Annotated in this window: 22 protein-coding genes and 9 tRNA genes; 8 read left to right on the top strand and 23 right to left on the bottom strand. The window is 68.1% G+C overall.

Annotated features, from left to right (window positions below; translation table 11 throughout):
- Positions 1-196 precede the first annotated feature (196 nt).
- Positions 197-451: a DUF2798 domain-containing protein gene (locus tag RAB71_RS17080; protein ID WP_010341137.1), complete on the top strand. Its 255-nt coding sequence runs from the start codon at positions 197-199 to the stop codon at positions 449-451.
- Positions 452-497: 46 nt separating this feature from the next.
- Here the strand turns inward: RAB71_RS17080 and RAB71_RS17085 are convergent, their stop codons facing one another.
- The 3 genes from RAB71_RS17085 to RAB71_RS17095 form a co-directional block, all read right to left on the bottom strand.
- Positions 498-902, bottom strand: a complete 405-nt coding sequence (locus RAB71_RS17085) for a DUF6165 family protein (protein ID WP_010341136.1) — start codon at positions 900-902, stop codon at positions 498-500.
- Positions 903-1,006: 104 nt separating this feature from the next.
- Complete coding sequence (locus tag RAB71_RS17090) at positions 1,007-2,878, bottom strand: rhamnogalacturonan lyase B N-terminal domain-containing protein (RefSeq protein WP_100223997.1); 1,872 nt, start codon at positions 2,876-2,878, stop codon at positions 1,007-1,009.
- A 403-nt stretch (positions 2,879-3,281) separates the two neighbouring features.
- A tRNA-Ser gene (locus tag RAB71_RS17095) sits at positions 3,282-3,372 on the bottom strand.
- A 208-nt stretch (positions 3,373-3,580) separates the two neighbouring features.
- On the opposite strand from RAB71_RS17095, the gene RAB71_RS17100 reads away from it, so the two are divergent.
- Positions 3,581-4,285: a PP2C family serine/threonine-protein phosphatase gene (locus RAB71_RS17100; protein ID WP_010341134.1), complete on the top strand. Its 705-nt coding sequence runs from the start codon at positions 3,581-3,583 to the stop codon at positions 4,283-4,285.
- A 194-nt stretch (positions 4,286-4,479) separates the two neighbouring features.
- On the opposite strand, the gene dnaQ is transcribed toward RAB71_RS17100, so the two are convergent.
- From dnaQ to RAB71_RS17115, 3 genes are read right to left on the bottom strand one after another with little or no spacing between them, the layout of a single operon-like run.
- Positions 4,480-5,217, bottom strand: coding sequence for a DNA polymerase III subunit epsilon (dnaQ, locus tag RAB71_RS17105; protein WP_010341133.1), 738 nt, complete (start codon positions 5,215-5,217; stop codon positions 4,480-4,482).
- 29 nt (positions 5,218-5,246) lie between these two features.
- Complete coding sequence (gene rnhA / locus RAB71_RS17110; protein ID WP_010341132.1) at positions 5,247-5,705, bottom strand: ribonuclease HI; 459 nt, start codon at positions 5,703-5,705, stop codon at positions 5,247-5,249.
- Between the two features lie 12 nt (positions 5,706-5,717).
- A complete protein-coding gene (locus RAB71_RS17115; protein ID WP_029561849.1) occupies positions 5,718-6,377 on the bottom strand; it encodes a hypothetical protein in 660 nt (219 codons plus the stop codon).
- Between the two features lie 12 nt (positions 6,378-6,389).
- Between RAB71_RS17115 and gloB the strand changes: the two genes are divergently transcribed.
- Positions 6,390-7,157 (top strand): hydroxyacylglutathione hydrolase, encoded by a 768-nt coding sequence (gene gloB / locus RAB71_RS17120; RefSeq protein ID WP_010341130.1) that lies wholly within the window; start codon positions 6,390-6,392, stop codon positions 7,155-7,157.
- Positions 7,154-8,368, top strand: a complete 1,215-nt coding sequence (locus tag RAB71_RS17125) for a lytic transglycosylase domain-containing protein (RefSeq protein ID WP_041499960.1) — start codon at positions 7,154-7,156, stop codon at positions 8,366-8,368. Before gloB ends, RAB71_RS17125 begins: the two co-directional genes overlap by 4 nt.
- Before the next feature lie 407 nt (positions 8,369-8,775).
- On the opposite strand, the gene RAB71_RS17130 is transcribed toward RAB71_RS17125, so the two are convergent.
- From RAB71_RS17130 to RAB71_RS17195, 14 genes are all read right to left on the bottom strand, one after another.
- Positions 8,776-10,764, bottom strand: coding sequence for a peptidylprolyl isomerase (locus RAB71_RS17130; RefSeq protein ID WP_010341126.1), 1,989 nt, complete (start codon positions 10,762-10,764; stop codon positions 8,776-8,778).
- Between the two features lie 185 nt (positions 10,765-10,949).
- Positions 10,950-11,026, bottom strand: a tRNA-Asp gene (locus tag RAB71_RS17135).
- Between the two features lie 117 nt (positions 11,027-11,143).
- A tRNA-Asp gene (locus RAB71_RS17140) sits at positions 11,144-11,220 on the bottom strand.
- 27 nt (positions 11,221-11,247) lie between these two features.
- A tRNA-Val gene (locus tag RAB71_RS17145) sits at positions 11,248-11,322 on the bottom strand.
- A gap of 11 nt (positions 11,323-11,333) precedes the next feature.
- On the bottom strand, positions 11,334-11,606 hold the full coding sequence (locus tag RAB71_RS17150) for an HU family DNA-binding protein (RefSeq protein WP_010341124.1): 273 nt from the start codon (positions 11,604-11,606) through the stop codon (positions 11,334-11,336).
- A 229-nt stretch (positions 11,607-11,835) separates the two neighbouring features.
- Positions 11,836-14,304, bottom strand: a complete 2,469-nt coding sequence (gene lon / locus RAB71_RS17155) for an endopeptidase La (protein ID WP_010341123.1) — start codon at positions 14,302-14,304, stop codon at positions 11,836-11,838.
- Between the two features lie 178 nt (positions 14,305-14,482).
- Positions 14,483-15,769, bottom strand: coding sequence for an ATP-dependent Clp protease ATP-binding subunit ClpX (gene clpX, locus RAB71_RS17160; RefSeq protein WP_010341122.1), 1,287 nt, complete (start codon positions 15,767-15,769; stop codon positions 14,483-14,485).
- Positions 15,770-15,897: 128 nt separating this feature from the next.
- Positions 15,898-16,524 carry an ATP-dependent Clp endopeptidase proteolytic subunit ClpP gene (gene clpP / locus RAB71_RS17165; protein ID WP_010341121.1) on the bottom strand — a complete coding sequence of 209 codons (627 nt, stop codon included), beginning with the start codon at positions 16,522-16,524 and terminating at the stop codon, positions 15,898-15,900.
- A gap of 141 nt (positions 16,525-16,665) precedes the next feature.
- Positions 16,666-17,961 carry a trigger factor gene (gene tig / locus RAB71_RS17170; RefSeq protein WP_010341120.1) on the bottom strand — a complete coding sequence of 432 codons (1,296 nt, stop codon included), beginning with the start codon at positions 17,959-17,961 and terminating at the stop codon, positions 16,666-16,668.
- Between the two features lie 190 nt (positions 17,962-18,151).
- A tRNA-Leu gene (locus RAB71_RS17175) sits at positions 18,152-18,236 on the bottom strand.
- A gap of 89 nt (positions 18,237-18,325) precedes the next feature.
- Positions 18,326-18,401: transfer RNA gene (locus tag RAB71_RS17180), tRNA-Lys, on the bottom strand.
- Between the two features lie 76 nt (positions 18,402-18,477).
- Positions 18,478-18,554, bottom strand: a tRNA-His gene (locus RAB71_RS17185).
- Between the two features lie 36 nt (positions 18,555-18,590).
- A tRNA-Arg gene (locus RAB71_RS17190) sits at positions 18,591-18,667 on the bottom strand.
- A gap of 44 nt (positions 18,668-18,711) precedes the next feature.
- Positions 18,712-18,788: transfer RNA gene (locus RAB71_RS17195), tRNA-Pro, on the bottom strand.
- 154 nt (positions 18,789-18,942) lie between these two features.
- On the opposite strand from RAB71_RS17195, the gene RAB71_RS17200 reads away from it, so the two are divergent.
- The gene (locus RAB71_RS17200) at positions 18,943-19,743 is read left to right on the top strand and encodes a Bax inhibitor-1/YccA family protein (protein WP_010341119.1); all 801 of its coding nucleotides are present in this window, start codon (positions 18,943-18,945) and stop codon (positions 19,741-19,743) included.
- Between the two features lie 143 nt (positions 19,744-19,886).
- On the opposite strand, the gene RAB71_RS17205 is transcribed toward RAB71_RS17200, so the two are convergent.
- The 3 genes from RAB71_RS17205 to grxC all read right to left on the bottom strand — a co-directional run bounded on the left by RAB71_RS17205 (position 19,887) and on the right by grxC (position 21,777).
- Positions 19,887-20,894 carry an isocitrate dehydrogenase gene (locus RAB71_RS17205; RefSeq protein WP_010341118.1) on the bottom strand — a complete coding sequence of 336 codons (1,008 nt, stop codon included), beginning with the start codon at positions 20,892-20,894 and terminating at the stop codon, positions 19,887-19,889.
- Positions 20,895-21,055: 161 nt separating this feature from the next.
- Positions 21,056-21,469: a carboxymuconolactone decarboxylase family protein gene (locus RAB71_RS17210; protein ID WP_010341117.1), complete on the bottom strand. Its 414-nt coding sequence runs from the start codon at positions 21,467-21,469 to the stop codon at positions 21,056-21,058.
- Positions 21,466-21,777 carry a glutaredoxin 3 gene (gene grxC / locus RAB71_RS17215; RefSeq protein WP_010341116.1) on the bottom strand — a complete coding sequence of 104 codons (312 nt, stop codon included), beginning with the start codon at positions 21,775-21,777 and terminating at the stop codon, positions 21,466-21,468. Before grxC ends, RAB71_RS17210 begins: the two co-directional genes overlap by 4 nt.
- 149 nt (positions 21,778-21,926) lie before the next feature.
- On the opposite strand from grxC, the gene RAB71_RS17220 reads away from it, so the two are divergent.
- The 3 genes from RAB71_RS17220 to phoR all read left to right on the top strand — a co-directional run bounded on the left by RAB71_RS17220 (position 21,927) and on the right by phoR (position 25,733).
- The gene (locus RAB71_RS17220) at positions 21,927-23,570 is read left to right on the top strand and encodes a M48 family metalloprotease (RefSeq protein ID WP_010341115.1); all 1,644 of its coding nucleotides are present in this window, start codon (positions 21,927-21,929) and stop codon (positions 23,568-23,570) included.
- A gap of 83 nt (positions 23,571-23,653) precedes the next feature.
- The gene (phoB, locus tag RAB71_RS17225; RefSeq protein WP_010341114.1) at positions 23,654-24,343 is read left to right on the top strand and encodes a phosphate regulon transcriptional regulator PhoB; all 690 of its coding nucleotides are present in this window, start codon (positions 23,654-23,656) and stop codon (positions 24,341-24,343) included.
- Between the two features lie 64 nt (positions 24,344-24,407).
- A complete protein-coding gene (gene phoR, locus RAB71_RS17230) occupies positions 24,408-25,733 on the top strand; it encodes a phosphate regulon sensor histidine kinase PhoR (RefSeq protein WP_010341113.1) in 1,326 nt (441 codons plus the stop codon).
- Positions 25,734-25,735: the final 2 nt, after the last annotated feature.

Raw genomic sequence — 25,735 nt, forward strand, 5'->3', positions numbered from 1 at the left:
AGTTGCGGCGGCGCTGGCATCGCTCTACCATCCGCCGCGCGTCCTGCCGCCGACCCGGCCTGCAGGAGCCGCCGTAAGCGTTTACGTCAATCAACGCGCCAACTGCGCCGGATCCGTCCGGGGCTGTTTCCCGCCCGGGCCTGGCAGGCCGCTGGCGGGTGGCGCCTTCGATCGACCGGCTTACGGAGAGTCCGCAATGTCACGTTCCCCGCTGTTTTCCCGCAAGCTGTCCCCGCGCCATGCCGCGTGGGTGACACCGCTGCTGCTGTCGGTGCTGATGACCTGCATCGTCTCGATGATCAGCACCCTGCGCAGCGTCGGGCTCGCGCCCGGTGTCGGCACGCTCTGGCTCGGCACCTGGGCGCTGTCCTGGCTGGTCGCCTTCCCCACCCTGCTGTTGGTCCTGCCGCTGGTGCGGCGCCTGACCGGCCTGCTGGTGGCGCGCGACTGAGAAGCGCGGCGTTCCGGGAGGCGGCAACGCCTCCCGGTCAACGCCCTCACGCCGACGCGTTGCGGTAGTCCTGGTAGGACTTCTCTTCCACGTAGCTGGAGCCCAGCGCCAGGTTGATCTCCTTCTTGAGCCGCGCGCGTTCGTCGTTTTCGTAGTACACGCTGCGCGCCAGCTGGATGAACTCCTCGTCGAAGGCCTGCGCCTTCTCCTTGATCCGGATCTCGTCCTCGATCACCCACAGGCGCTCGTTGACCGCCTTCAGCTCCGCGCGCAGGCGCGCCACGTCGCCACCGGCCGCCGGATGCGCCATCCAGGTCTTTTCCAGCGCCGACAGTTCCGCGCGCACATTGGCCAGCTTGCCCGGATCCTCGATGCGCTCGGACTTGATCTGCAGGATGGCGATCTTGTCGAGCAGTTCGCCGAAGGACACGGGCACCAGGATTTCGGACATGGCAGACACCAAAAACAGAAGTCGCGCCAGTGTAACGGCTCTGCCTTAAGACGGCGTCGGCGCTGCGTCGCGGCGGCGCGCCAGCCTGGAGCGGAGTACGGACGTCAGCGCGCCGCAGCGACGCCCGCCGGCACGTCCTGGATCAGATCGATCGCATCGTACGAAACGCCCGGACTGAGGAAACCCTGCCCGTGCTGACCGCTGGCGACGCTCAACGTCAGGTCGTTGCTCCCGACCTTCAACGCGGACAACGGGATGACGAAGCGATAGACGGTGTTGTTGCCGCGATAGGTGCCCACCGTCAGCGTGCGCGAGGTCGGTTGCTGCGACGCCGTGGGAACCGCCGCCTGCCACCCGCCGATCGCGGGCACCGGGCGCCCATGAAAAGCGGCGGTGGTGATGCCGATGCGCAACGTCGGCGGCACCGCCGGCAGGCGCTCGAGCACGAAGCGCACGTGCAGTGCGTTGTTCACGTTCTGCCATTGATACGCAGGAAAGTCCTGCGCCGCTGACGACGCGCCGACCGTGAACGGCGCGGTCCGCCAGTTCGCCATGCGCACGTCCGACGGGTGCATGGTCGTCACCTTGTCGCCATTCAAGAACTCGCGCGGCGAGCCGTCCCAGCGCCCGATCCGCCACAACGCGGGCACGGCGTCCGGATCGTCGGCGCGCAGCGTCCCGGTGGCCACGGCATGGCCTGCCGCCACCGTGGCCTCGCCCTGCGCGACGGCCAGTTCGTTCTTGTAGAGCGTCACCCGGTAGACGCCCGGCAGCATGCCGCTGCGTTCGAAACGCCCGTCCGCGCCGACGCCGGTCCAGTACTGCGCCTGCGCCGAGGCGAAACCCACCGTGTAGGCAAAGGCGCGATCGCGGCCGCGTGCCGTACCGGCCACCGCGCCGCGCGCCGCCGGCGGCACGTAGCCGTCCAGGTCCGCACCGGCGAACCAGCCGGTATCGACCGGCCCCGGCAGCGCACCATCGGTGAAGACCAGCGTATAGGCATCGAGGACGCCGGTGCGGAACGGCTCGGTCTGGCCTTCGCCGTAATTGACGATATAGGTCAGTTCCTGGTCGACGGTGCCCTGGTCCAGCAGACTGCGGTAGAACGGGCCGCCGGAGCCGCCCTCGTTGTCGTCGCGCACCATCCACATCCCGACATGCGCACCGGTCGCGCCGAAGTAGCGCCAGTCGAGTAGCCGCATGTTGGAGTAGTGCTTCGAGCGGGTCTGCCCGTCCGGGCGGGCGAACACATCGTGCGCCTCGATCGTCCGGTCAGTCCCGTGCAGGTTCGCGGGTTCGGGGCCATGCGGGAGCAGCGCCCAGGGCACGCGCACGACGAAGCGCAGCAACCCGGGCTTCGGTTCGCTGCCGAAGCGGTCGGCCATGTAGATGCGCGGCTCGCCGCGCCGGGCCAGGTAGTAATGGACCAGATCGCCCGAGCGCACCGTCACCCGGATCGTGTCGGCATCGAGCTGTCGCGCCTCGACGGCGACCGGCCCGGCATCCGCGTAGAGGCCGGCGAAACCCGAGTTGACGTGGCTGTCCTTGGCCGGATCCTGGTACTCCACGCCCTGCCAGCGCAGCGAACACAGGCCGCCCGCGCTCTGCAATCCACTACGGCCGGCGATGCGCCGCACGGCGAAGGTCAACCCCGCACCGGTGTCGACGACATAGGCATCCGGGCGTTCGCTGAGCCCGAACCCTGCCGCGCGCGCGGACGCCGGGGCGTCCGATATCGGCGCCGCAGCGCCGCGCTGGGCCGTGGCACCAACCGCGGCAAACAGCAGGATGCACATCGTGATGAAGGAGGAACACCGGCGCGATCCTGGGCGCCCAGCTGCGCTCACCGTTTTCATCGCCTGCGCGCGCTGCAACGCCCTGGTGACGCCGGAACACGCGTCGGCATGTCGATCCGCACGCTCGAAGCCAACCCGACTGTCCATTGCGCCGATGCCGAAACCAGGGGGCGACAGCATGCGAACACGACCGCTGGACGACGGATGAACCGGGAGAACGGGCTTGTCCGACTCAGGGTGGGAGCGCCTGCGACGCGACGGGTCCAGGCCCGACGACGCACCGCAGCGGCGAGCCAGTCGACCGCATCACTCGTAGCGAGCAGGATCGGTTCAAGCGGCGAACGCAACGGGGGCACACCACGCGCAGGGGCTGTGGTGATTGGCCTGCGACAGGGCGGCAAGCCAGCATGCTGGCTTGCCGCCGCGCACGGACCGCTGAGGCATCATCGCGGCGCGGGGACACGGGATTGATCCGGGGCTACCGACAAGCGCGGATGGCATCGCCAGCGTCGTTTGCCGGCCCGGCGCGGAGCAGGGACATGCCCTGGAGACGCGGCCTCGCGGAAGCGCGAGACGCGAGAACTGGCGGGAAGGGGGGGATTCGAACCCCCGAGGCGCTATAAACGCCTGCCTGATTTCGAGTCAGGTACATTCAACCACTCTGCCACCTTCCCGGGTGGTCCCCGGCGGACCGGGGGCGTGCATCATACGGTTCCCGCCGCGCGCGGACAAGCGGCCTGGCGCGGAGGCCCCGCAAGCGTCTGGTGGCGCGGGGCGATGAACCCCGCCTGCTTGGCGCCGCGCGCGGCGATTGCCTGATCCGCGCGCGACCGCGATGATGCCCGTCGACCCCAGAAAACACCGGCCGGCCGCAGGCGCGCAATGATCGAATTCGGACACCTCACCCACGTCGGCCTGCGCCGCGACCTCAACGAGGACACCTACTACGGCGACCACGAACTGGGGCTGTGGCTGGTGGCCGACGGCATGGGCGGCCATGCCTGCGGCGAGGTCGCCAGCGCCCTGGCGCGCGAGGCCATCGTCCGTGAAGTGCGCGGCGGCACCGCGCTGGCGCAAGCCATCCGCATCGCCGACGCGGAGATCATCCGCGCCTCGCAGCGCCGCAACGACACCCTGCCGATGGGCACCACCGTGGTGGCCGCGCGGGTGCAGGGCAACCGCTTCGAGGTCGCCTGGGTGGGCGACAGCCGCGCCTATCTGTGGCGCGACGGCAAGCTGGCCCAGCTCAGCCAGGACCACAGCTACGTGCAGGAACTGATCGCGCAGGGCGCGCTCACCGCCGAGCAGGCCCGCGCCCATCCGCACCGCAACGTCGTCACCCAAGCGCTGGGCGTGACCGATCCGCAGCACCTCAACGTGGCCACGATGACCGGCGAACTGCGCCCAGGCATGCGCCTGCTGCTGTGCAGCGACGGGCTCACCGAGGAAGTGGACGATGCCGGCCTGGCCAACGCGCTGGGCCACGACGACTGCAGCGCGCAGGAGTGCGTGGACATGCTGGTCGCCGCCGCACTCGACGAAGGCGGCTCGGACAACATCACCGCGATCCTGGTGCGCTGTCACTGAATTCGGTGCGGCGCGGCGGCTCCGGCCACGCAAACGACGTCAGGGCACCGCTGGGCACCTGCATTCTTCACGCCCAAGCCGGCCAGGCTGCCCTGTAGGAGCGGCTTCAGCCGCGACAGGGCCTTACCGGGGACGCCTCATCGCGGCTGAAGCCGCTCCTACAAGATACGTCCCGTGGTTATTGGAGGCACCCTTCAGCCGGCCAGCGCGTCCGCCACGACCGGCTCGGCGTCGTCCCACAGCGCGCGGCCGGCCTTCTTGCGCAGCTTCTCCAGTCGCGCCTGGTGCGCTTCCAGTTCCGAGGCCGTCGGCACCACCCGCGGCCGCGGCAACAGCATGGTCATGTCGAATGCCGGACCCTGCGCCGCCGCATGCGCGGCACCGTCCTCGGCCAGGGCGAAGCCGATCTCCTCCTGGCCGGAGGTCAGCGCGATGTACACGTCACTGAGGATCTGCGCATCGAGCAGCGCGCCGTGCAGTTGCCGGTGCGAGTTGTCCACGCCCAGCCGCTTGCACAGCGCGTCCAGCGAATTGCGCTGGCCGGGGAAGCGCTCCCGCGCCAGCAGCAAGGTGTCGATCACCGTGGCGCGGTCGAGGATGCGGCCGTAGGACTCGCCCAGCCGCGACAGTTCGTAATCCAGAAAGCCCAGGTCGAACGAGGCGTTGTGGATGATCAGCTCGGCGCCGTCGATGAACTCCAGGAATTCGTCGACCACTTCGTGGAATTCCGGCTTGTCGGCAAGAAAATCCAGGGTCAGGCCGGTGACTTCCTGCGCGCCGGGTTCGAAATCGCAGTCCGGACGCAGGTAGCGATGGAAGTTGCGCCCGCTGGGGCGGCGTTCGAGCAGTTCCACCGCGCCGATTTCGACGACGCGGTTGCCCTTCTTCCATTCCAGGCCGGTGGTTTCGGTATCGAGGATGATCTGACGCATGGGACTCGCAGCGGAAAAGGAAGACGGGATCAAGGCGCGACCACGGCGCCACCGGCGCGCACGTGCAGGGCCTGGTTGCGCGCCAGCTGGTCGACCCGCTCGTTGTCCGGATCGCCGTTGTGGCCCTTGACCCAGCGCCAGTCGATCGTATGCCGCTGCGCCGCGGCGTGCAGCCGCTCCCACAGATCACGGTTCTTGACCGGATCGCCGCCAGCGGTCTTCCACTGCCGCCGCACCCAGCCCGGCATCCATTCGGTGATGCCCTGGCGCACGTACTGCGAGTCGGTGTGCAGCACGATCTGGCAGGGCTCGTTGAGCGTCTCCAGGGCCATGATCGCGGCCATCAGTTCCATGCGGTTGTTGGTGGTGTGCGCCTCGGCGCCGGCCACCTCGCGCTCCAGCCCCTTGTAGCGCAGCAGCGCGGCCCAGCCGCCGGGGCCGGGATTGCCGAGGCAGGCGCCATCGGTATGGATGTCGACAGTCTTCATGAAACTCCGTGTTCAGATCGAAGCGACCGAGCCGCGCCAGCGGACCGGCGCGCGCAGCGGAATGGGACCGATGCCGGCGGCGGTGCGTTTTTCCGCCTGCAGCATGCAGACCGCGCGCAGCGGCGCGGTGGAGGTGGCCGGGCCGACGCCGCCGCGGGTCGGCCACACCGGCCCGAGATAGCGCAACTGCTCCACGCACGGCAGGCCGACCTGTTCCAGCAGGCCGCGCCAACTGCCCGGCGGGCGCGCCACCAGGCCCTGGCGGCGCCAGCGCAGCCGGTACGGGCTCATCGCGTTGAGCGCGAACAGCCACACGCGGCCGCCCGGCATCAGGATGCGCTCGCATTCCTCCAGCAGCTCCGCCGCGTCGGCGGCGAGCACGTGCTGCAGGACGATGGCGTTGACGCTCTCCGACGGCAGCGGCAGCGGCAGCGTGCACACCAGGTCGCCGGCATAGCCGCGCGGGCTACGGTGCAGGCGGATGCCCCGCCCCGGCAGCTCGCGCCCGGGAGGCGGCAGCGGTACCGGCGCCAGCCACAGCCAGGGCTGCGCGGGGCGCTTGAGCAGGGCGTCGAGGATCAGCGGCTGCTCGGCCTGGAGCAACGCCTGCGCCCCGGCCGTATCAAACCAGGATGAGACGTTGGCTTGACGAGGGAGCGACACGGCAGGCATGGTGCCAATTCTATGCGACTGATCGCCCTGCCCGCATTCCAGGATAACTACATCTGGGCGATCGCCACGGACGACGGGCGTGCGTTGCTGGTCGATCCAGGCCAGGCCGAACCGGTCCTGGAGGCCGCGGCACAAGGCCTGCAGCCGACCGCCATCCTGCTCACTCACCACCACGACGACCATATCGGCGGCGTGGCGGCGCTGCGCGAACGCTGGCCGGACATCCCGGTGTACGCGCCGGACGACCCGCGGATCGCCGGATTTGCGTGCGAGCGGGTGGGCGACGGCGATGTCGTGAAGGTGCTGGACTGGCAGTTCGATACCCTGTCCGTCCCCGGCCACACCCGCTCGCACCTGGCCTATGTCGGCCACGGTCACCTGTTCAGCGGCGATACGCTGTTCAGCCTGGGCTGTGGGCGCATGTTCGAAGGTACGCCCTCCCAGATGTTGGGTTCGCTGCAGCGCCTGTCCGCCCTCCCGGGGCAGACGCTGGTCTGCTGCGGACACGAATACACCTTGGCCAATGCGGCATTCGCCGTCACGGTCGATCCCACCAACGCTGCCCTGCGGCAGCGCCATCAGGAAGCCCAGGCCATGCGTCACGCTGCCCGTCCCACCGTCCCCGTCACTCTCGCCAGCGAACTGGCGACCAATCCGTTCCTGCGTACCGCCTCGGCGGCGATCCAGCAGGCGATCGGCGCCCGGCTCGGCCGGGGGGTGTCCGACGAAGTGGAAGTCTTCGCCGAATTGAGGCGCTGGAAAGACGATTTCCGCGCATGAGGGCGTTGGCGTTGACGGCGGCGCTGACGCTGGCGATGGCGTCGGCGGCGCCCCCCGCGGCGGCCGCGACCCCGCTTGCGGCGGCACTCGAGCAGACCGTAGCCGGCCTGAACGGCCTGCCGACGGATGCGGCGGCACTGCCGCCGCCCACCACCCGTAACGGGCACGACATCCTGGCCCGCTTCCGCGACGGCCTGGCCGACGCGCGCTGCGACGCCGGTGCCACCGATGCGCGCTGGCAGCAGCAGTTCTCGCGCGCTCCCTCGCGCCTGGCCGACGAGGACGAGGACGTGCTGCCGCTGTTCGGCTACGTGGTCGACGAGCTGCGCGCGGCCAACCTGCCGACCGAGTTCGCGCTGATCCCGTTCGTGGAAAGCGGCTACCGCCCGGCCGCGCGCAACAGCGGCGGCCCCGCCGGCCTGTGGCAGTTCATCCCCGGCACCGCGCGCAACCACGACGTTCCGCTGGAAAACGGCTACGACGGCCGCCTGTCCGCGGTCGACTCCACCCGCGCCGCGGTGCGCTACCTGAAGACCCTGCACGGCATGTTCGGCGGCGACTGGCGCCTGGCGATCATGGCCTACAACGCCGGCGAATACCGCGTGCTGCAGTCGATGCGCCGCGCCGGCATGAACGCGCAGAACGCGCAGCCGGACAAGCTGCCCGGGCTGTCCTCGGTCACCTATGCCTACGTCGAGAAGCTACACGCGCTGGCCTGCGTGCTGGAACAGGCGCAGACCCGCGACGAATGGATGGCCTCGCTGGACCGCGACGTGCCGATCCTGCAGGCGCAGACCCTGCCCGCCGGCATGGCGCTGGACGAGTGGGCACGGCGCCAGGCGCTGCAGGGCAACCAGCTCGCCCGGCTGAATCCGGCCTTGGGCAACGGCCGCGGCGCCAGGCGCGCACTGCCGGTGCTAGCGCCACGCAGCGTGGGCGGCCCCGTGCTGGCCCAGCAGGACACCGCACCGCCCACGCAGGACGACGCTCCGGTTGTCGCCACCGTGGCCAGCGCCGACGACAGCCCCGCGCCGAGCCGCGCCACCCGCGCTGGCACACGCTCCCGCCATACCCACACCGTGCGCGACGGCGACACCGCCTGGAATATCGCCAAGCGCTATGGCATCACCGTGCAGGCGCTGCTGATGAAGAACGGCCTGTCCGCGCGCAGCGTGCTGCGTCCTGGCATGGTGCTGAGCTACGAGGACTGAGCGCTCCCGCTTCGGCGGGACGACGTCCGGAACACGCTGCAACGCCCGAGGACATGCAGCCGCGTCGCGGGAATGACCACGACCCGAGCGGCGCCTGACACGACGCGAACCTCTGCGAGCCTGGCGCCTCACCGCGCACAGCACCTGCGGCAACGGGCGCATTGCCCGACGGGCAGGACGCTTTGCCTTGATCACAGCCAGCTTGCACAGCGCCTCGGGCCAAGCGATGGCGGCCGCTGCCGCTCTTCGTGCCCACCCAACCTGCCAGCCGGCGCACGCCCTGTGCTTGCGCGCGCGTTGCCGCACCGCTGTGCGCGGCAAGACGCACACCTTGATGCCACCCTGAAACGCAACAGGCCCGGCAATGCCGGGCCTGTTGCGTGAAAGCACGTACGACGGCGCAACCGTTACAGCTGCGACTCCTGCACGCTGATCTTGAAGTGCTTGCGCATCGCATCGACGTAGGCCTTGGCATCGGCCTCGCCTTCGATGCGCGCCAGCTGCTGCTGGAACATCGTCTGCTGCTCGGCCGGCACCTTGCTCAGGTCGCCCGGCGTGACCTTGGTGACGGCAAACAGCGCATAGCGCTTGCCCACCGTGCCCGGCGCGGCAGGCAGCTCGACCTTGCCCACCGAGGGCTTGCCCTCGGCCGGCTGCGGCGCGCTGAAGATCGCCTGGCTGGCCTGTGCGCTCGGCATCGGCACGTTGCGCGGCAGCCCCGGCATCGGGTTGATCTGCAGCTTCTCCGGACCGGCCAGGGCCTGCAGCGTTTCGCCCTTGCGCAGGCGCGCCAGCAGCGCGTCAGCCTTGGCGGCGGCCGCCTTGGCGGTGCGATCGGCATGCACCGCGGCGACGACCTGCTCGTGCACCTTGGCCAGCGGCTGGATCTGCTCCGGCTGGTGCTGGGTCACGCGGATCAGCACGCTGTGGTTCGGCCCCAGGTTGATCGGGTCGCTGACCGTGCCGTCCTGCACCAGGGTGTCGGAGAACGCGGCGCGCAGCACCGCCGGCTGCGCAGCGATGCCGCTGGCGTTGGCGCGCGAGAACGGCCCCAGCGTCTGCACCGGCAGGCCCACTTCCTTCGCCGCCGAGGCCAGCGCGGTCGGGTTCTTGTAGACCAGGTCCACCAGCTTGCCGCTCAGGTCGCTGAAGGCCTTCTCGCTGTCGGCCTTCAGTTGCTCGCTGGCGAGCTGGTCGCGCACCTGCTCGAACGACTTGCCCTGGCCGCCCTTGACCTGGCGCAGCTGGATCACGTGATAGCCGAATTCGCTCTTCACCGGACCGACGATCTCGCCGGGCTTCATCGCGAACAGCGCATCCTCGAACGGCTTGACCATCACGCCCTTCTCCACCCAGCCCAGGTCGCCGCCGGCGTTCTTGGAACCGGGATCGTCGGAGTTGGCGCGGGCCAGCGCGGCGAAATCGGCGCCGGGCTGCTTGGCTTCGGCCGCCAGCTTGGCGGCCTTGGCCTCGGCCGCCTTCTGCGAGGCCGCGTCCTTGCCGGCGCTGATCAGGATGTGCGAGGCCAGCCGCTGGTCGGGCTCGACGAAGCGCGCCTTCTCGTCGTCGTAGCGCTTGCGCAGCGTCGCCTCGTCGGCCGGCTTGACCGGCGGCAGGCTGGCCGCGTTGAGGTCGACGTACTCGATCGTCACGGTTTCCGGCTGCTTGAAGTCGGACTTGTGCGAGTCGTACCACTGCTGCACCTGCGCGTCGCTGACCGGCGCGGTGTCGGCCGGCATCTCCGGCAACAGCGCCATTTCCACGTCGCGGGTTTCGCCCAGCATCTTCAGCAGGCGATCGGTTTCCTGCTTGGTGGCGAACGCCGATTCGGCGATGCCCGACGGAATCACCGACTGCTGCAGCGCATCGCGCACCAACTGCTGGAACATGGTCGGCGTGCGCGGCGGCGTGCCCGAGGCCAGCGCTAGGCGGTAGCGCTCCGGATCGAACTTGCCGTCGTTCTGGAACGCAGGCATGGAGCTGATGTAATCGCGCACCGCGGCATCGCCGATGACCACGCCGGCGCGCTCGGCCGACAACTTCGCCACCTGCTCGTCGATCAGCTGATCGAGCAGCTTGCGCTTGTTGTCGATGCTTTCGAACGCACGCGGATCGAAGTTCTCGCCCTGCTGCTCGCGCGCCTGGATGCGCGCCTGCTCGAAGCGGGTACGGAACTGCTCCGTGCTCACTTCGTGGTGCTGCCACAGCAGCGACACCGGCCACCACGACGGCGCCGACGACCACCACGACGGCGGCGCCTGCACCTTGGCGACATTGTTGGCACCGACGCCACCGAGGTAGCTGTTGTCGATGACGAACAGGAACGGAATCATCAACAGACCGATGATCGCGGTGGCGATCCAGCCCGAGGTCTTTTCGCGAAGTTTCTGCAGCATTGGGAACCGACGGCCTATTGGCGAGCCGCGCAGTTTAACCCGCTTCACGCCTTGCGGCAGAACCGGCGGCCCGGCAACCCGCGCCGCTCATGCGCCGCGGCGGCAATCGGGGGCGAACGCCAGTGCGTTCCAGTGCGTTGCGGAAAAAAAGAAACCCCCGATCGCTCGGGGGTTTCGCGTACAAATGGCGGAGTGGACGGGACTCGAACCCGCGACCTCCGGCGTGACAGGCCAGCATTCTAACCGACTGAACTACCACTCCGCGTTTGAACGGAGGCAGGCGCGAGGCCCGCTTTCCCGGAGCTGCCGGGCCGACGCTGGCGCGTGGCGGCGACTGCGAGAAACGAAACCCCCGATCGCTCGGGGGCTTCGGTACAACTGGCGGAGTGGACGGGACTCGAACCCGCGACCTCCGGCGTGACAGGCCAGCATTCTAACCGACTGAACTACCACTCCGCTTTTGAAACCTGTCGCTTGGTGCTCTGGTGGGTGCTGAGGGTTTCGAACCCCCGACCCTCTCCGTGTAAAGGAGACGCTCTACCGCTGAGCTAAGCACCCTAGCGAGTCGATTAGTTTACGGCATCCTTCAGCGCTTTACCAGCCTTGAACGTCGGATTCTTCGACGCCGCGATCTTGATGGAGTCGCCGGTCTTCGGGTTGCGGCCGGTGCGCTCGGCACGGTCGCGCACCTGGAAGGTGCCGAAGCCCACGAGCGTGACGCTGTCGCCCTTCTTCAGGGCCTTGGTCACTTCCGACACGAAGGCGTCGATGGCACGACCGGCTTCGGCCTTGGAGATGTCGGCGGCAGCGGCGATCGCGTCGTTCAGTTCGGCTTTATTCATTTCTTGATGACTCCATGTGCGGCAGAAGACCGCGGATTGAGGATCGGGTGTCGGCGTGGCCTGCCTCGCCTGGGCGAGACCCCGATGGATATGTTTTGCACTACCAAGCACGCCCGTTCGCGGTGCTCGCAAGCGCTGCATTTATACCAGCGGGCCCATACCCGCGCAAGCCGAAAAGCCAACAACGGCGCGGGTTTGAGCCGTTTGCGCGGGTGCGGTTCAGCGCGCGTCAGTGCTTGACGCGCGGGTTCGAGGATGCTTTCTGCTTGCGCCGCGACGGTGCCTGTTCGGCATCGGCGGCGGGCTTGGGCGCTAGCGGACGCTCCAGTGCCAGATCCAGCACTTCGTCGATCCACTTCACCGGCACGATCTTCAGATCGCGGGTGACGTTCTCCGGGATGTCGGCCAGGTCCTTGCGGTTCTCCTCGGGGATCAGCACGGTGCGGATGCCGCCGCGCAGTGCGGCCAGCAGCTTCTCCTTGAGTCCGCCGATCGCCGAGACGCGGCCGCGCAGGGTGATCTCGCCGGTCATCGCCACCTCCGACTTGACCGGCACCTTGGTCAGCATCGACACCAGCGAGGTCACCATCGCGATGCCGGCGCTGGGGCCGTCCTTCGGCGTGGCGCCGTCCGGCACGTGCAGGTGGACGTCGTGCTTCTGCAGGAAGTCCGCCTCGATGCCGAGCCGCTCGGCGCGCGAGCGCACCACCGACAACGCGGCCGACGCCGATTCCTTCATCACGTCGCCGAGCTGGCCGGTCAGGATCACCGCGCCCTTGCCCGGGACCAGGGTCGATTCGATCTGCAGCAGATCGCCGCCGACCTCGGTCCAGGCCAGGCCGGTCACCAGGCCGATCTCGTTCTGCTCCTCGGCACGGCCGAAGTCGTAACGGCGCACGCCCAGGTACTTGTCCAGGTTCTTCGAGCCGACGCTCACGCGCGCCTTGTCCTTGCGCACGGCACCCTTCTTCGCTGCGGCCTTCTTCGCCGGGGCGGCCGGCTGCGGACCGGCCAGGGCGATCTCCTTGACCACCTTGCGGCAGATCTTGGCGACTTCGCGCTCGAGGTTACGCACACCGGATTCGCGCGTGTAGTAGCGCACGATGTCGCGGATCGCGTCGGCGCCGATCTCCAACTCGTCCTGCTTCAGGCCATTGGCCTTGAGCTGCTTGGGCACCAGGTAGCGCGTGGCGATGTTGAGCTTCTCGTCCTCGGTGTAGCCGGGGATGCGGATCACCTCCATACGGTCCAGCAACGGGCCGGGGATGTTCAGCGAATTGGAGGTCGCCACGAACATCACTTCGGACAGGTCCAGGTCCACTTCCAGGTAGTGGTCGTTGAAGGCGTTGTTCTGCTCGGGGTCGAGCACTTCCAGCAGCGCCGAGGACGGATCGCCACGGAAGTCCATCGACATCTTGTCGATCTCGTCGAGCACGAACAGCGGGTTCTTGCTGCCGACCTTGTTGAGGTTCTGCACGATGCGACCCGGCATCGAACCGACGTAGGTCCGGCGATGGCCGCGGATCTCCGCCTCGTCGCGCACGCCGCCCAGCGACATGCGCACGAACTTGCGGTTGGTTGCCTTGGCGATGGACTGGCCCAGCGAGGTCTTGCCCACGCCCGGCGGTCCGACCAGGCACAGGATCGGCCCCTTCATCTGCTTCACCCGCGACTGCACCGCGAGGTACTCGAGGATGCGGTCCTTGACCTTCTCCAGGCCGTAGTGATCGGCGTCGAGGGTTTCCTGCGCGACCTTCAGGTCCTTGCGCACCTTGCTGCGCTTCTTCCACGGCACGCCCAGCAGCCAGTCGAGGTAGTTGCGCACCACCGCGGCTTCGGCCGACATCGGCGACATCTGCTTGAGCTTGTTGAGTTCGGCCTTGGCCTTGGTCTCCACCGGCTTGGGCATGCCGGCCTCGGCGATCTTGCGCGCCAGTTCCTCCAGCTCGCCCGGCGCATCGTCGAGGTCGCCCAGTTCCTTCTGGATCGCCTTCATCTGCTCGTTGAGGTAGTACTCGCGCTGGCTCTTCTCCATCTGCGACTTGACCCGGCCGCGGATGCGCTTTTCCAGCTGCTGCACGTCGATCTCGCCGTCGACCAGGCCGACCAGCATCTCCAGGCGCTCGCCCACTTCCAGGGTTTCCAGCAGGCGCTGCTTGTCGGCCAGACGCACGCCGATGTGCGCGGCGATGGTGTCGGCCAGGCGGCCGGGCTCGTCGATGCCGGACAGGGTCTGCAGCAGCTCCGGCGGCAGCTTGCGGTTGGTCTTGACGTACTGCTCGAACAGCGACATCAGCGAACGCGCGATCGCCTCGACCTCGCGCTCCTCGCGCGATTCGGCGGCATCGATCTCGCGGCCTTCGCCCTGCAGCGCGCCGTCGCGCTCGGCGACCTTGTCGACGCTGACCCGCGACAGGCCTTCGACCAGCACCTTGATGGTGCCGTCGGGCAGCTTCAGCAGTTGCAGCACCTGCGCCAGCGTGCCGACGTTGTACAGGTCGGCCGCCGCCGGATCGTCGGTCTCGGCGGACTTCTGCGCGACCAGCAGGATGCGCTTGTCGGCCTCCATCGCGTGCTCGAGCGCGCGCATAGATTTGTCGCGACCGACGAACAGCGGGATGACCATGTGCGGGAAGACCACGACGTCGCGCAATGGCAGGACCGGCAGGTCGAGGACTTCGGATTGGGACTGGGCCATGAGGATTCCGATTTGGGAGGCGGGAACGCGATGCGGGCGGCCATAAAAACGCCGATGGCCCCGTTATGGGGCCATCGGCTGGACGATGCAAGGGGAGCGCAGAACCCCTTTATATTTCAACGACTTACCAGCAAGCCGGGGGCACGCGGCAGGGCCGCCGCGCGCCTCCGGCCCGGGGTCACTCCGCGGAGGCGACCTTGGGCGCCGCCGGCGGGGTCTGGTAGATCAGGTACGGCTCGGACTTGTGCTCGATCACCGACTCGTCCACCACCACCTTGCTGACGTTCTCCTGCGACGGCAACTCGTACATCGTGTCCAGCAGCACCGACTCGACGATGGTGCGCAGGCCGCGCGCGCCGGTCTTGCGCTTGAGCGCCTTCTTGGCGATGGCCAGCAGCGCGTCCTGGCGGAACTCCAGCTCCACGCCTTCCATCTCGAACAGCTTCTTGAACTGCTTGGTGATGGCGTTCTTCGGCTCGGTCAGGATCTTGATCAGCGCCGGCTCGTCAAGTTCCTCGAGCGTGGCGACCACCGGCAGGCGGCCGACGAACTCGGGAATCAGGCCGAACTTGATCAGGTCTTCCGGCTCGACGTCGGCCAGGATCTTGCCCACCTCGCGCTTGCGCTCGACGCTCTTGACCTTGGCGCCGAAGCCGATGCCGCCGGCGTCGTTGGAGCGCTGCTGGATCACCTTGTCCAGGCCGGCGAACGCGCCGCCGCAGATGAACAGGATGTTCTTGGTGTCCACCTGCAGGAATTCCTGCTGCGGATGCTTGCGTCCGCCCTGCGGCGGCACCGAGGCCACCGTGCCCTCGATCAGCTTCAGCAGCGCCTGCTGCACGCCTTCGCCGGACACGTCGCGGGTGATCGACGGGTTCTCGCTCTTGCGCGAGATCTTGTCGATCTCGTCGATGTAGACGATGCCCTGCTGCGCCTTGTCGACGTCGTAGTCGCATTTCTGCAGCAGCTTCTGGATGATGTTCTCCACGTCCTCGCCGACGTAGCCGGCTTCGGTCAGCGTGGTCGCATCGGCGATGGTGAACGGCACGTTGAGCAGGCGCGCCAGCGTTTCGGCCAGCAGCGTCTTGCCCGAACCGGTCGGACCGACCAGCAGGATGTTGGACTTGGCCAGTTCGACCTCGTCGTTCTTCTGCCGGCTCTCGATGCGCTTGTAGTGGTTGTACACGGCCACGGCGAGCGTGCGCTTGGCGCGCTGCTGGCCGATCACGTACTGGTCGAGCACTTCGAGAATCTCGCGCGGCTTGGGCAGGCTGCTGCGTGCCGACTGCGCCTTCTCCTCAAGCTCCTCGCGGATGATGTCGTTGCACAACTCGACGCATTCGTCGCAGATGAACACGCTGGGCCCGGCGATCAGCTTACGGACCTCGTGTTGACTCTTGCCGCAGAACGAGCAGTACAGGATCTTGTTGCTGTCGCCGGAACGGCCTTGCCGGTCTTCGCTCATTGCTTCGCTTACCCAGTTACCCCACCCGATGAACGGGGGTTCGATTTCGAGAATAGCACAGGGCCGGGAGGACGCTAGCCCGACCCCGGCCCTGCGGAATACGCTGCGTTTTGCAGTACATGCAAGCCTTATGCCGGCTGGATGGACTCATCCGGACGACGCTCCAGGACCTGGTCGACGAGGCCGTAGGCCTGTGCGTCGATGGCGCTCTTGAAGTTGTCGCGCTCGGTGTCGCGGGCGATGGTCTCCAGCGACTGGCCGGTGTGCTTGGCCAGGATTTCGTTCAGCCGCGCGCGCAGGGTCAGGATCTCGCGGGCGTGGATGTCGATGTCGGTGGCCTGGCCCTGGAAGCCGCCCAGCGGCTGGTGGATCATCACCCGCGAGTTCGGCAGCGCGTAGCGCTTGCCGGCCGCGCCCGACGCCAGCAGCAGCGCGCCCATCGAGGCGGCCTGGCCGACGCAGATGGTGCTCACGTCCGGCTTGATGTACTGCATGGTGTCGTAGATCGCCATGCCGGCGGTGACCACGCCGCCCGGCGAGTTGATGTAGATGCTGATGTCCTTCTCCGGATTGTCCGCTTCCAGGAACAGCAGCTGGGCCACGATCACGTTGGCCATGTGGTCGTCGATCGGGCCGACCAGGAAGATCAGGCGCTCCTTCAGCAGGCGCGAATAGATGTCGTAGGCGCGCTCGCCGCGGCTGGTCTGTTCGACCACCATCGGAACCAGATTCAAGGCCTTGGTCACATTGTCCACGCGGTGATCTCCTGCTGCTCGGGGTCCGTCCCTGCACGGGGGTGTGCAGGGCTTCGCATCGTGTTGCGCCCCGCCGCCGCGGGGAGGTGAAATGGGATCCGCGTCGCGCAGGTCGGCTGCGCAACGCGGCGACGCGTCGTCTTATTGACGGATCGCGTCCTGGAACGACATCGCCTGCTCGGTGTGCTGGGCGCGCTCGGCGATCCAGTCGATCACCTGCTCTTCCATCACGCGGCTCTGCAGTCCCCCCATCAATTGGGGATCGTTGCGGTACATCTCAATGACCTGCTCCGGCTCTTCGTAGGTCGAGGCGATCAGGCGCAGCGTCTCCGAGACCCGCTTCGGGTCCAGGCGCAGTTCGTTGCGGCGGGCGACCTCGCCGACCAGCAGGCCGACCAGCACGCGCTTGCGCGCGGCGTCCATGAAGCCCTGGTGGGCATCGTCCGGCACCTGACCCGGGTCGCGACCGGAACGGCGCAGTTGCTCGACCTGCTGCGCCAGCATGGCGCGCGCCTCGTTCTCGACCAGGCGCGGCGGCATTTCCACCGAGGCGTAGGCGGCGATCAGCTGCTCGCCCACTTCGCGACGCAGGCGGTTCATCAGCGCGCCCTTGAGCTCGCGCTCCAGGTTGATGCGGATGTCCTTGCGGAACTGCTCGGCATCGCCGCTCTTCACGCCGAAGCTCTTGATGAACTCCTTGTCCACCTCCGGCAGCACCGGCGCGGCGACGTCGACCGCCTTCACGTGCACCTGGACCTGCTTGCCGGCGAACTGCGGCACGCGCCAGTCGGCCGGGAAGTCGACGGTCAGCGTCTTCTCTTCGTCCTTGGACAGTCCGACCAGGCCCTGTTCGATCGCCGGGAACATGACGCCCGAGCCGATCACGCTGCTGCCCTTCTCCACGCCCTCGGCCGGCAGACGCTCGTCGCCCACCTGCGACCAGGTCTCCAGGGTCACCAGGTCGCCGTCCTGCGCCGGACGCGCGGCGGGCTGCCAGGTGCGACGCTGCAGGCGCAGGTTCTCGATCATCTGTTCGATGTCGGCGTCGGTGACCTCGGCGGTGTGGCGGATCACCTGCAGCGTGGACACGTCGATGTCGCCGAAGTCCGGCACCACTTCGAAGGTGGCCACGAACTGCAGCTCGTTGTCGCCGGCGCGGTCGATGCGCGGGTTGCCGGCCAGGCGCAGTTCGTGCTCGCGCACGGCCGAGTCGAAGGTCTCGCGCAGCAGGCCGTCCAGCGCCTCGGCGCGGATCTGCGGCCCGAAGCGCTGCTCGATCACCTTGGCCGGAATCTTGCCCGGACGGAAGCCCTTGATCCGCGCGGTGCGCGCGACTTCGCGCAGGCGGCCGCCGACGTGGGTTTCCAGGCGGTCCTCCGGCAGGGTGAAGGTCAGACGCCGTTCCAGGGTACCGGTGGTTTCGATCGAAGCTTGCATGTGGACTCCTGCCACCGGGAGCCCACGGCTCTCGGCACGATGTAGAAAAGTACGGGTTGGCGCGGGCACGGGACAGCCGCCGCAGCCGGATAGTTTCGCCTATTCCCGCGACGCCTGCCAGCGCAGGGCCTGGAGGCCGCCGTGGCGACGCCGAACCCGCCATCGCCGCGAGGGGCCGCAGGGGGCTGGATGGTGCGAAAGAGGGGACTCGAACCCCTACGCCTTGCGGCACTGGTACCTAAAACCAGGGCGTCTACCAATTCCGCCACTTTCGCGCTGCGGCGCCGGATGGCGCCTGCCGGCACATTGTTGCAGGCCGGCCGGCAAAGAAAAAGGCACCTGCCGGAGCAGGTGCCTTTCGTTTTGGTGGGCCGTCAAGGATTCGAACCTTGGACCTATTGATTAAGAGTCAACTGCTCTACCAACTGAGCTAACGGCCCTGAAACTGAGTCGCACATTCTATGTGCTTTTTTGCTTCGTTGCAACACCCCGCGAAGCATCGGGTCACACGATCGATGGGGTGGCTGAGGGGACTCGAACCCCCGACATCTGGAATCACAATCCAGTACTCTAACCAACTGAGCTACAGCCACCATTGAAACCTTGCATCTCCCGCCCGGCGCCGGTGTTGGCGCGCCCGACAGGAATCGAACCTGTAACCGCCGGCTTAGAAGGCCGGTGCTCTATCCAGTTGAGCTACGGGCGCCCTGGCTGGATTGTCGCATTCCTTTCCGCCGTTGGACATCGGATTGGTCGGGGTAGAGGGATTCGAACCCCCGACATCCTGCTCCCAAAGCAGGCGCGCTACCAGACTGCGCTATACCCCGGCGGAACATCCCTCGCGACCAAGGCCGGAAAGGTCGGCTATTGTGGGAAGCTTGCGGCCCGCTGTCAACGTCGCATGCACACAACATCGCCTGAACTATCCTCAAGTCTTGCCATCGGCATCAGCCGAGCGCCTTTTTGTAAGGAGAAAACAGCATGCTTCGCAGCGGCAATCCCGCCCTAAAGGAATCCACCTTCCTCGATCTGCGCAGCGGCACCGTGGTCTCGCCCGGGAGCAGCGCGGTCGCCGCGCGCGATAGCGACGCGATGACACTGAACGGTACCGCCAACAAGACCGGCATCCTGCTGATGTTGACGGCGATCACCGCCGTATTCGCCTGGAGCCAGTCGGTCTCGATCGATGCCGCGGGCAACGCGATGATCGCCCCGGGCGTGGCCGGCTACGCGCTGGGCGGCCTGGTCGGCGGCTTCATCCTGGCCCTGATCACGATCTTCAAGAAGGAATGGTCGCCGATCACCGCCCCGCTGTATGCGCTAGTGGAAGGCTTCTTCCTGGGATCTATCTCGGCAATGTACGAAGTGCGCTTCAACGGCATCGTGCTGCAGGCGGTGATGCTGACCTTCGGCACGCTGTTCGCGATGCTGTTCGCCTACCGCAGCGGCATGATCAAGGCCACCGAGAACTTCAAGCTGGGCGTGGTCGCGGCCACCGGCGGCATCGCGCTGGTGTATTTGGCGACCATGGTGCTGGACTTCTTCAACATCCAGATCCCCTACATCCACGCCTCCGGCACGGTCGGCATCCTGTTCAGCCTGTTCGTGGTGGTGGTGGCGGCGCTGAACCTGGTGCTGGACTTCGACTTCATCGAGAGCGGCGTCGAACAGGGCGCGCCCAAGTACATGGAGTGGTACGGCGCGTTCGGCCTGATGGTGACGCTGGTGTGGCTGTACCTGGAGTTCCTGCGCCTGCTGTCGAAGCTGCAGTCGCGGAATTGAAGCCGGGAGTCGGGAATCGGGATTGGGGAATCGCAACAGCGGCTCCCCGTGATCGATGACCGGAAGCGGCCTCGGGCAGGCTTCCGAGCAAAAGAAAGGGCGCCAAGAGGCGCCCTTTCTTTTCGTGCGATCTTCCGGCGCGCTCAGAGGCGGCTGGCGATGGCCTGGGCGAAGCCCATGGTGTTGCCGCTGCCGCCCAGGTCCGGGGTCAGCCCGTCCTTGGCTTCCAGGGTGGCGACGATGGCGTTGCGCAGGCGCTCGGCGTTCTGCGGCTGGCCGATATGGTCCAGCAGCTGCGCCGCGCCCAGCAGCAGCGCGCACGGGTTGGCCTTGCCCTGCCCGGCGATGTCAGGGGCCGAGCCGTGCACGGCTTCGAAGATCGCCGCGTCCACGCCGATGTTGGCGCCCGGGGCCAGGCCCAGGCCGCCGACCAAGCCGGCGCACAGGTCCGACAGGATGTCGCCGAACAGGTTGGTGGTGACGATGACGTCGAACTGCTCAGGGCGCATCACCAACTGCATGCAGGCGTTGTCGACGATCATTTCCTGGAATTCGATCTCCGGGTAGTTCGCCGCCACTTCGCGCGCCACCTTCAGGAACAGGCCCGAGGTGGACTTGATGATGTTGGCCTTGTGCACCGCGGTGACCTTCTTGCGGCCGGTCGCGCGGGCCAGGTCGAAGGCATAGCGGACGATGCGCTCGGAGCCCTTGCGGGTCACCTTGGCCATCGACAGCGCGGTCTCGCCGTCGGCCGACACTTCCTGGCCTTCGCTCAGGTAGGCGCCTTCGGTGTTCTCGCGCACGGTGATCAGGTCCACGCCGGCACCGAAACGCGACTTGGTGTTCGGGAACGACTTGGCCGGACGCACGTTGGCGTACAGATCGAACTGGCGACGCATGGCCACGTTGATCGAACTGAAGCCCTCGCCCACCGGCGTGGTCAGCGGGCTCTTCAGCGCCACCTTGTTCTTGCGGATCGACTCCAGCGTGGCGGCCGGCAGCAGGTCGCCGTGCTTCTCCAGCGCCACCAGGCCCGCGTCGGCGTATTCGTAGGTGAGGCCGGCGTTTAGCGCGTCGAGCACGAACAGCGTGGCGTCCATGATCTCCGGGCCGATGCCATCGCCACGGATGACCGTGATTGTCTGCGTCATAGGGTTGCGGTTTCCGTACAAGAGGGGGGAGCGCCGCCCGGGAACCGGGGCTGCAGGCGCAAGGAGGTTTCAGCGGTAATTATGCCCGAAGCCGGTGAAGGCGCCCAAAACCGGACGGCCGCCGGCGCGGCGCCGGCGGCCGTCGGTAAGCCGCGGCGAGCTCAGTCGTGCGCGTGCTGCGCCGGGGCGGCGGCCTCGCCGGCCTCCAGCGTGTCGAGGAAGTCCACCGCGCGGCGCAGGTGCGGGATCACGATCGATCCGCCGACCACCAGGCCCACAGAGAACGTCTCGAAGAACTCCTCGCGGCTGACCCCGGCCTCCTTGCACTGGGCGACGTGGTAGCTGATGCAGTCGTCGCAGCGCAGCACCAGCGAGGCGACCAGGCCGAGCAGTTCCTTGGTCTTCACGTCCAGGGCGCCGGCCTGGTAGGTCTGAGTGTCCAGCGCGAAGAAGCGCCGCACCACCTGGTTCGGCTCGGCCAGGATGCGCTGGTTCATGCGCTGGCGGAACTCGGTGAACTCGCGGACGCGGTCCTGCCCGGACGCGCCGCCCTCGCCCGTCGCAGCGCCGCTCATGCCTGCGCCTCGGGGGCCTTGCCGTCGAGCAGCGGCTCCAGCTTGCCGGCGCGGTGCAGCGCCATCATGTCGTCGTAGCCGCCGACGTGGACGTCGCCGACGAAGATCTGCGGCACGCTGGTGCGCCGCGCCAGGGCGACCATCTTCTCGCGCTCGGCCGGGTCCAGATCGATCCGCACCTCGTTCCAGGTGCGGCCCTTGCTCTTGAGGAAGTTCTTGGCCGCCACGCAGTACGGGCAGATGGCGGTGGAATAGAGGGTGATCGGCGGGCCGCCGGCGTGGCCGGTGTCGGCAGTTGGGTTGTCCACGGGAAACTCCGGGCGGTGTAGAGGGTCCAAGCCACTATGGTAGCGGCCGGGTGGATTTTCGAGGCCGCTGCCGCAACACTGCGAATCATCCCGGATTCACCGTCGTCCCGGCCGCCACCCGGCGTCCGCCTGCCCTCTTGGAGCCCGTCTTGCGCCTGCTGCCGCTCGCCTTCGCGATCACCCTGGCCACCGCCTGCGCCGTCGCGCCGGCCCAGGAGAACAAGCTGCCGGACATCGGCTCCTCGGCCGGCGAGCTGCTGACCCCGGCGCGCCAGGCCGAGTACGGCAAGATGATGCTGGCCGAGCTGCGCAGCTACGGCTACGTGCTCGAGGACCCGCTGATCGACGACTGGCTGCAGACCATGGGCACCCGGCTCGGCGCCAACAGCGACCAGCCGCAGCAGAAATTCACCTTCTTCATGCTGCGCGACCGCCAGATCAACGCCTTCGCCACCCTCGGCGGCTACGTGGCGGTCAACGCCGGCCTGGTGCTGACCGCCGAGCGCGAGGACGAGGTGGCCGCGGTGCTGTCGCACGAGATCGCTCACGTCACCCAGCAGCACGTACTGCGCGGGGTGGAGCGGGCGCAGCGCGACCAGATTCCGATCCTGCTCGGCATGCTCGCCGCGGTGGTCGCCGCGCAGCAGGCCGGCGGGCGCTCCAGCGGCGACGCCACCCAGGCGGCGATCGCCAGCGGCCTGGGGCTGATGCAGCAGCGCCAGATCGACTACACCCGCTCCAACGAATCGGAGGCCGACCGCCTGGGCATCCGCACCCTGGCGCGCAGCGGCTACGACGTCGATGCGATGGCCGGCTTCTTCGAGCGCATGTCGCTGGCGATGCGCGGCAACCAGGGCGGCTACAGCACCCCCGATTTCCTGATGACCCACCCGGTCACCACCACCCGCATCAGCGAGGCGCGCGAGCGCGCCGAGCAGATGAAGAAGAACACCCTGACCGTGACCACCAGCGTGCCCGGCGGCACCCTGCAGGAGCGGGTCGATCCGAACGACGTGTCGCTGAGCCAGCCGCTGGGCGCGCCCAGCAATCCGCTGCTGCCGGGCGGCCTGCAGTTGCCGTTCGCCAACTACGCGCGCGGCCCCAGCGGCCAGTTCGAGTGGGCCCGCGAGCGGCTGCGGGTGTTCAGCGCCAACACCCCGGCCGATGCGATCCGCGAGTACGAGGGCCTGCGCCAGGGCAGCAAGCAGGGTCTGAGCGATGCCCAGCGCTACGGCCTGGCGCTGGCCCGGCTACGTGCCGGCGGCGGCGCGCAGGAGGTGGCGCAGACGCTGGAGAGCCTGCTGCAGGCGCACCCGGACAACTGGTGGCTGACCGTGGCGGTGGCCGAGGCCGAGGCCAAGGCCGGCAGGCCCCAGGCCGCCGACCAGCGCTTCGAGGCGCTGGTCAAGCGCATGCCCAGCAACCGCGCGGTAGCGCTGAGCTATGCCACCGCCCTCAACGAACAGGGCGGCCGCCAGGCCGGCCAGCGCGCGCAGGCGGTGCTGCGGCCGCTGCTGGGGGCGGCTGCGGAGGATCCGGTGTTCCAGCGCACCTTCGCCCGCGCCTGCGAACTGGCCGGCGACGAGACCCGCGCCGGCGAGGCCTATGCCGAGGCCGCCTACCTGAACGGGCACCCGGAGCAGGCGCTGATCCAGCTCAACAACCTCAAGAAGCGCAGCGACCTGGACTATGTGGCCCGCGCGCGTATCGATGCGCGCATCGCCGCGATCACTCCGACGGTGCTGGAACTGCGCCGCCAGGGCGTGCAGGACCCGGACATGCAACGGCGCTGAAACGCGCCCATGGCAGACGTCATTTAAACGTAATAAAACCGTAGTCTACTGGCGACCTTCCTCCCCAGTTCCACGGTGCCGTTGTGCAGAAACGCATCCTGATCGTCGACGACGAGCCGGCCATCCGCGACATGGTCGCGTTCGCCCTGCGCAAGGGCGACTTCGAGCCGGTGCATGCCGGCGATGCCCGCGAGGCGCAGACCTCGATCGCCGACCGGGTCCCGGACCTGATCCTGCTGGACTGGATGCTGCCCGGCACCAGCGGCCTGGAACTGGCCCGGCGCTGGCGCAAGGATGCGATGACCCGCGAAGTGCCGATCATCATGCTCACCGCCCGCGGCGAGGAGAACGACCGGGTCGGCGGCCTGGAGGCCGGCGTCGACGACTACGTGGTCAAGCCGTTCTCCGCGCGCGAGCTGCTGGCGCGGATCCGCGCGGTGATGCGTCGCACCCGCGAGGACGACGAGGACGGCAGCGTCTCGGTCGGCAGCCTGCGCATCGACGGCGCCGCGCACCGGGTGTTCGCCGGGGACGCCCCGGTGCCGATCGGCCCGACCGAGTACCGCCTGCTGCACTTCTTCATGACCCATCCCGAGCGCGTGTACAGCCGCGCGCAGTTGCTCGACCACGTCTGGGGCGGCAGCGTCTACGTGGAAGAGCGCACCATCGACGTGCACATCCGTCGCCTGCGCAAGACGCTGGAGCCGTTCGCGGTGGAAAACATGGTGCAGACCGTACGCGGGTCCGGCTATCGCTTCTCTGCGTCCATCTGACCGCCAGCTTGGCCTGCTATAACGGCGGACGGATCACGATCCTTTGCGACAGAGTGCGTTCCCGATGCCCCGCCACATCCGCTCCGCCTGGTTGAAGACCCTCGGCACGCTCGCCGGCATGCTGCTGCTGGCGTTGCTGGCCGGCTGGATCGGCGGCCACGTGTGGATGGCGCTGACCCTGATGTCGCTGGGGGTGATGGGCTGGCACTACTGGCGACTGCGGCGCGTGCTGCGGCGGCTGACCGCGCGCCAGCGCTGGGAGCCGCCGGCCGGCACCGGCGTGTGGAACGAGCTGGACCGGCTGCTGTACCGCAGCCAGGCGGAAATGCGCGTGCGCAAGCGGCGCCTGCTGGACATGCTGCGCGCCTACCGCGCCGCCGCCGCGGCGCTGCCCGACGCGGTGGTGGTGGTGGACCGCAACAGCCAGCGCATCCAGTGGTTCAACGAGGCCGCCGGCACCCTGCTCGGCCTGCGCCATCCCGGCGACCTCGGCGCACCGGTGGTCGAACGGCTGCAGCCGATGCCGCTGGCGCACTGGCTCAGCGCCGGCCGCAACGCCGAGCCGATGCTGGACATGCCCTCGCCGGTCGACGAGCGCCTGCGCCTGAACCTGCGCCTGATTCCCTATTCCGAGGACCACTGGCTGCTGGTCGCCCGCGACGTCAGCAAGCTGCTGCAACTGGAGCAGGTGCGCCGCGATTTCGTCGCCAACGTCTCGCACGAACTGCGCACGCCGCTGACCGTGGTCCATGGCTATCTGGACATGCTCGATCCGGAGGACTTCCCGGATTCGGGGCCGATGATCGCCGAGATGCGCAAGCAGTCGCAGCGCATGACCCAACTGGTCGAGGACCTGCTCACCCTGTCGCGGCTGGAATCGCAGGAACACGCCAACGAGGAGTCGATCGCGATGGCGCCGATGCTGGCCACGCTGCGCCGCGAGGCCGAGGCGCACAGCCAGGGCCGGCACCGCATCGAGGTCCACGACGAGGCCGATTGCGACCTGGTCGGCTCCAACAAGGAACTGCACAGCGCCTTCTCCAACCTGGTCACCAATGCGGTGCGCTACACCGCGGCCGGCGGCACCATCCGCATCACCTTCGCCCGCGAGGGTGACGGTGCGGTGCTGTCGGTGCGCGACAGCGGCTACGGCATTCCCGCACATCACCTGCCGCGGATCACCGAGCGTTTCTACCGCGTCTCCAGCAGCCGTTCGCGCGAGAGCGGCGGCACCGGCCTGGGCCTGTCGATCGTCAAGCACGTGCTCGGCCTGCACCAGGCGCGGCTGGAGATCGAGAGCGAAGTCGGCAAGGGCAGCACCTTCTCCTGTCACTTCGGCGCCGGGCGCGTGCATCCGCGGCACGACCATGCCACCCTGACTTCCGCCTAACG

The sequence above is a fragment of the Xanthomonas sacchari genome (assembly GCF_040529065.1).
GTDB lineage: Bacteria > Pseudomonadota > Gammaproteobacteria > Xanthomonadales > Xanthomonadaceae > Xanthomonas_A > Xanthomonas_A sacchari.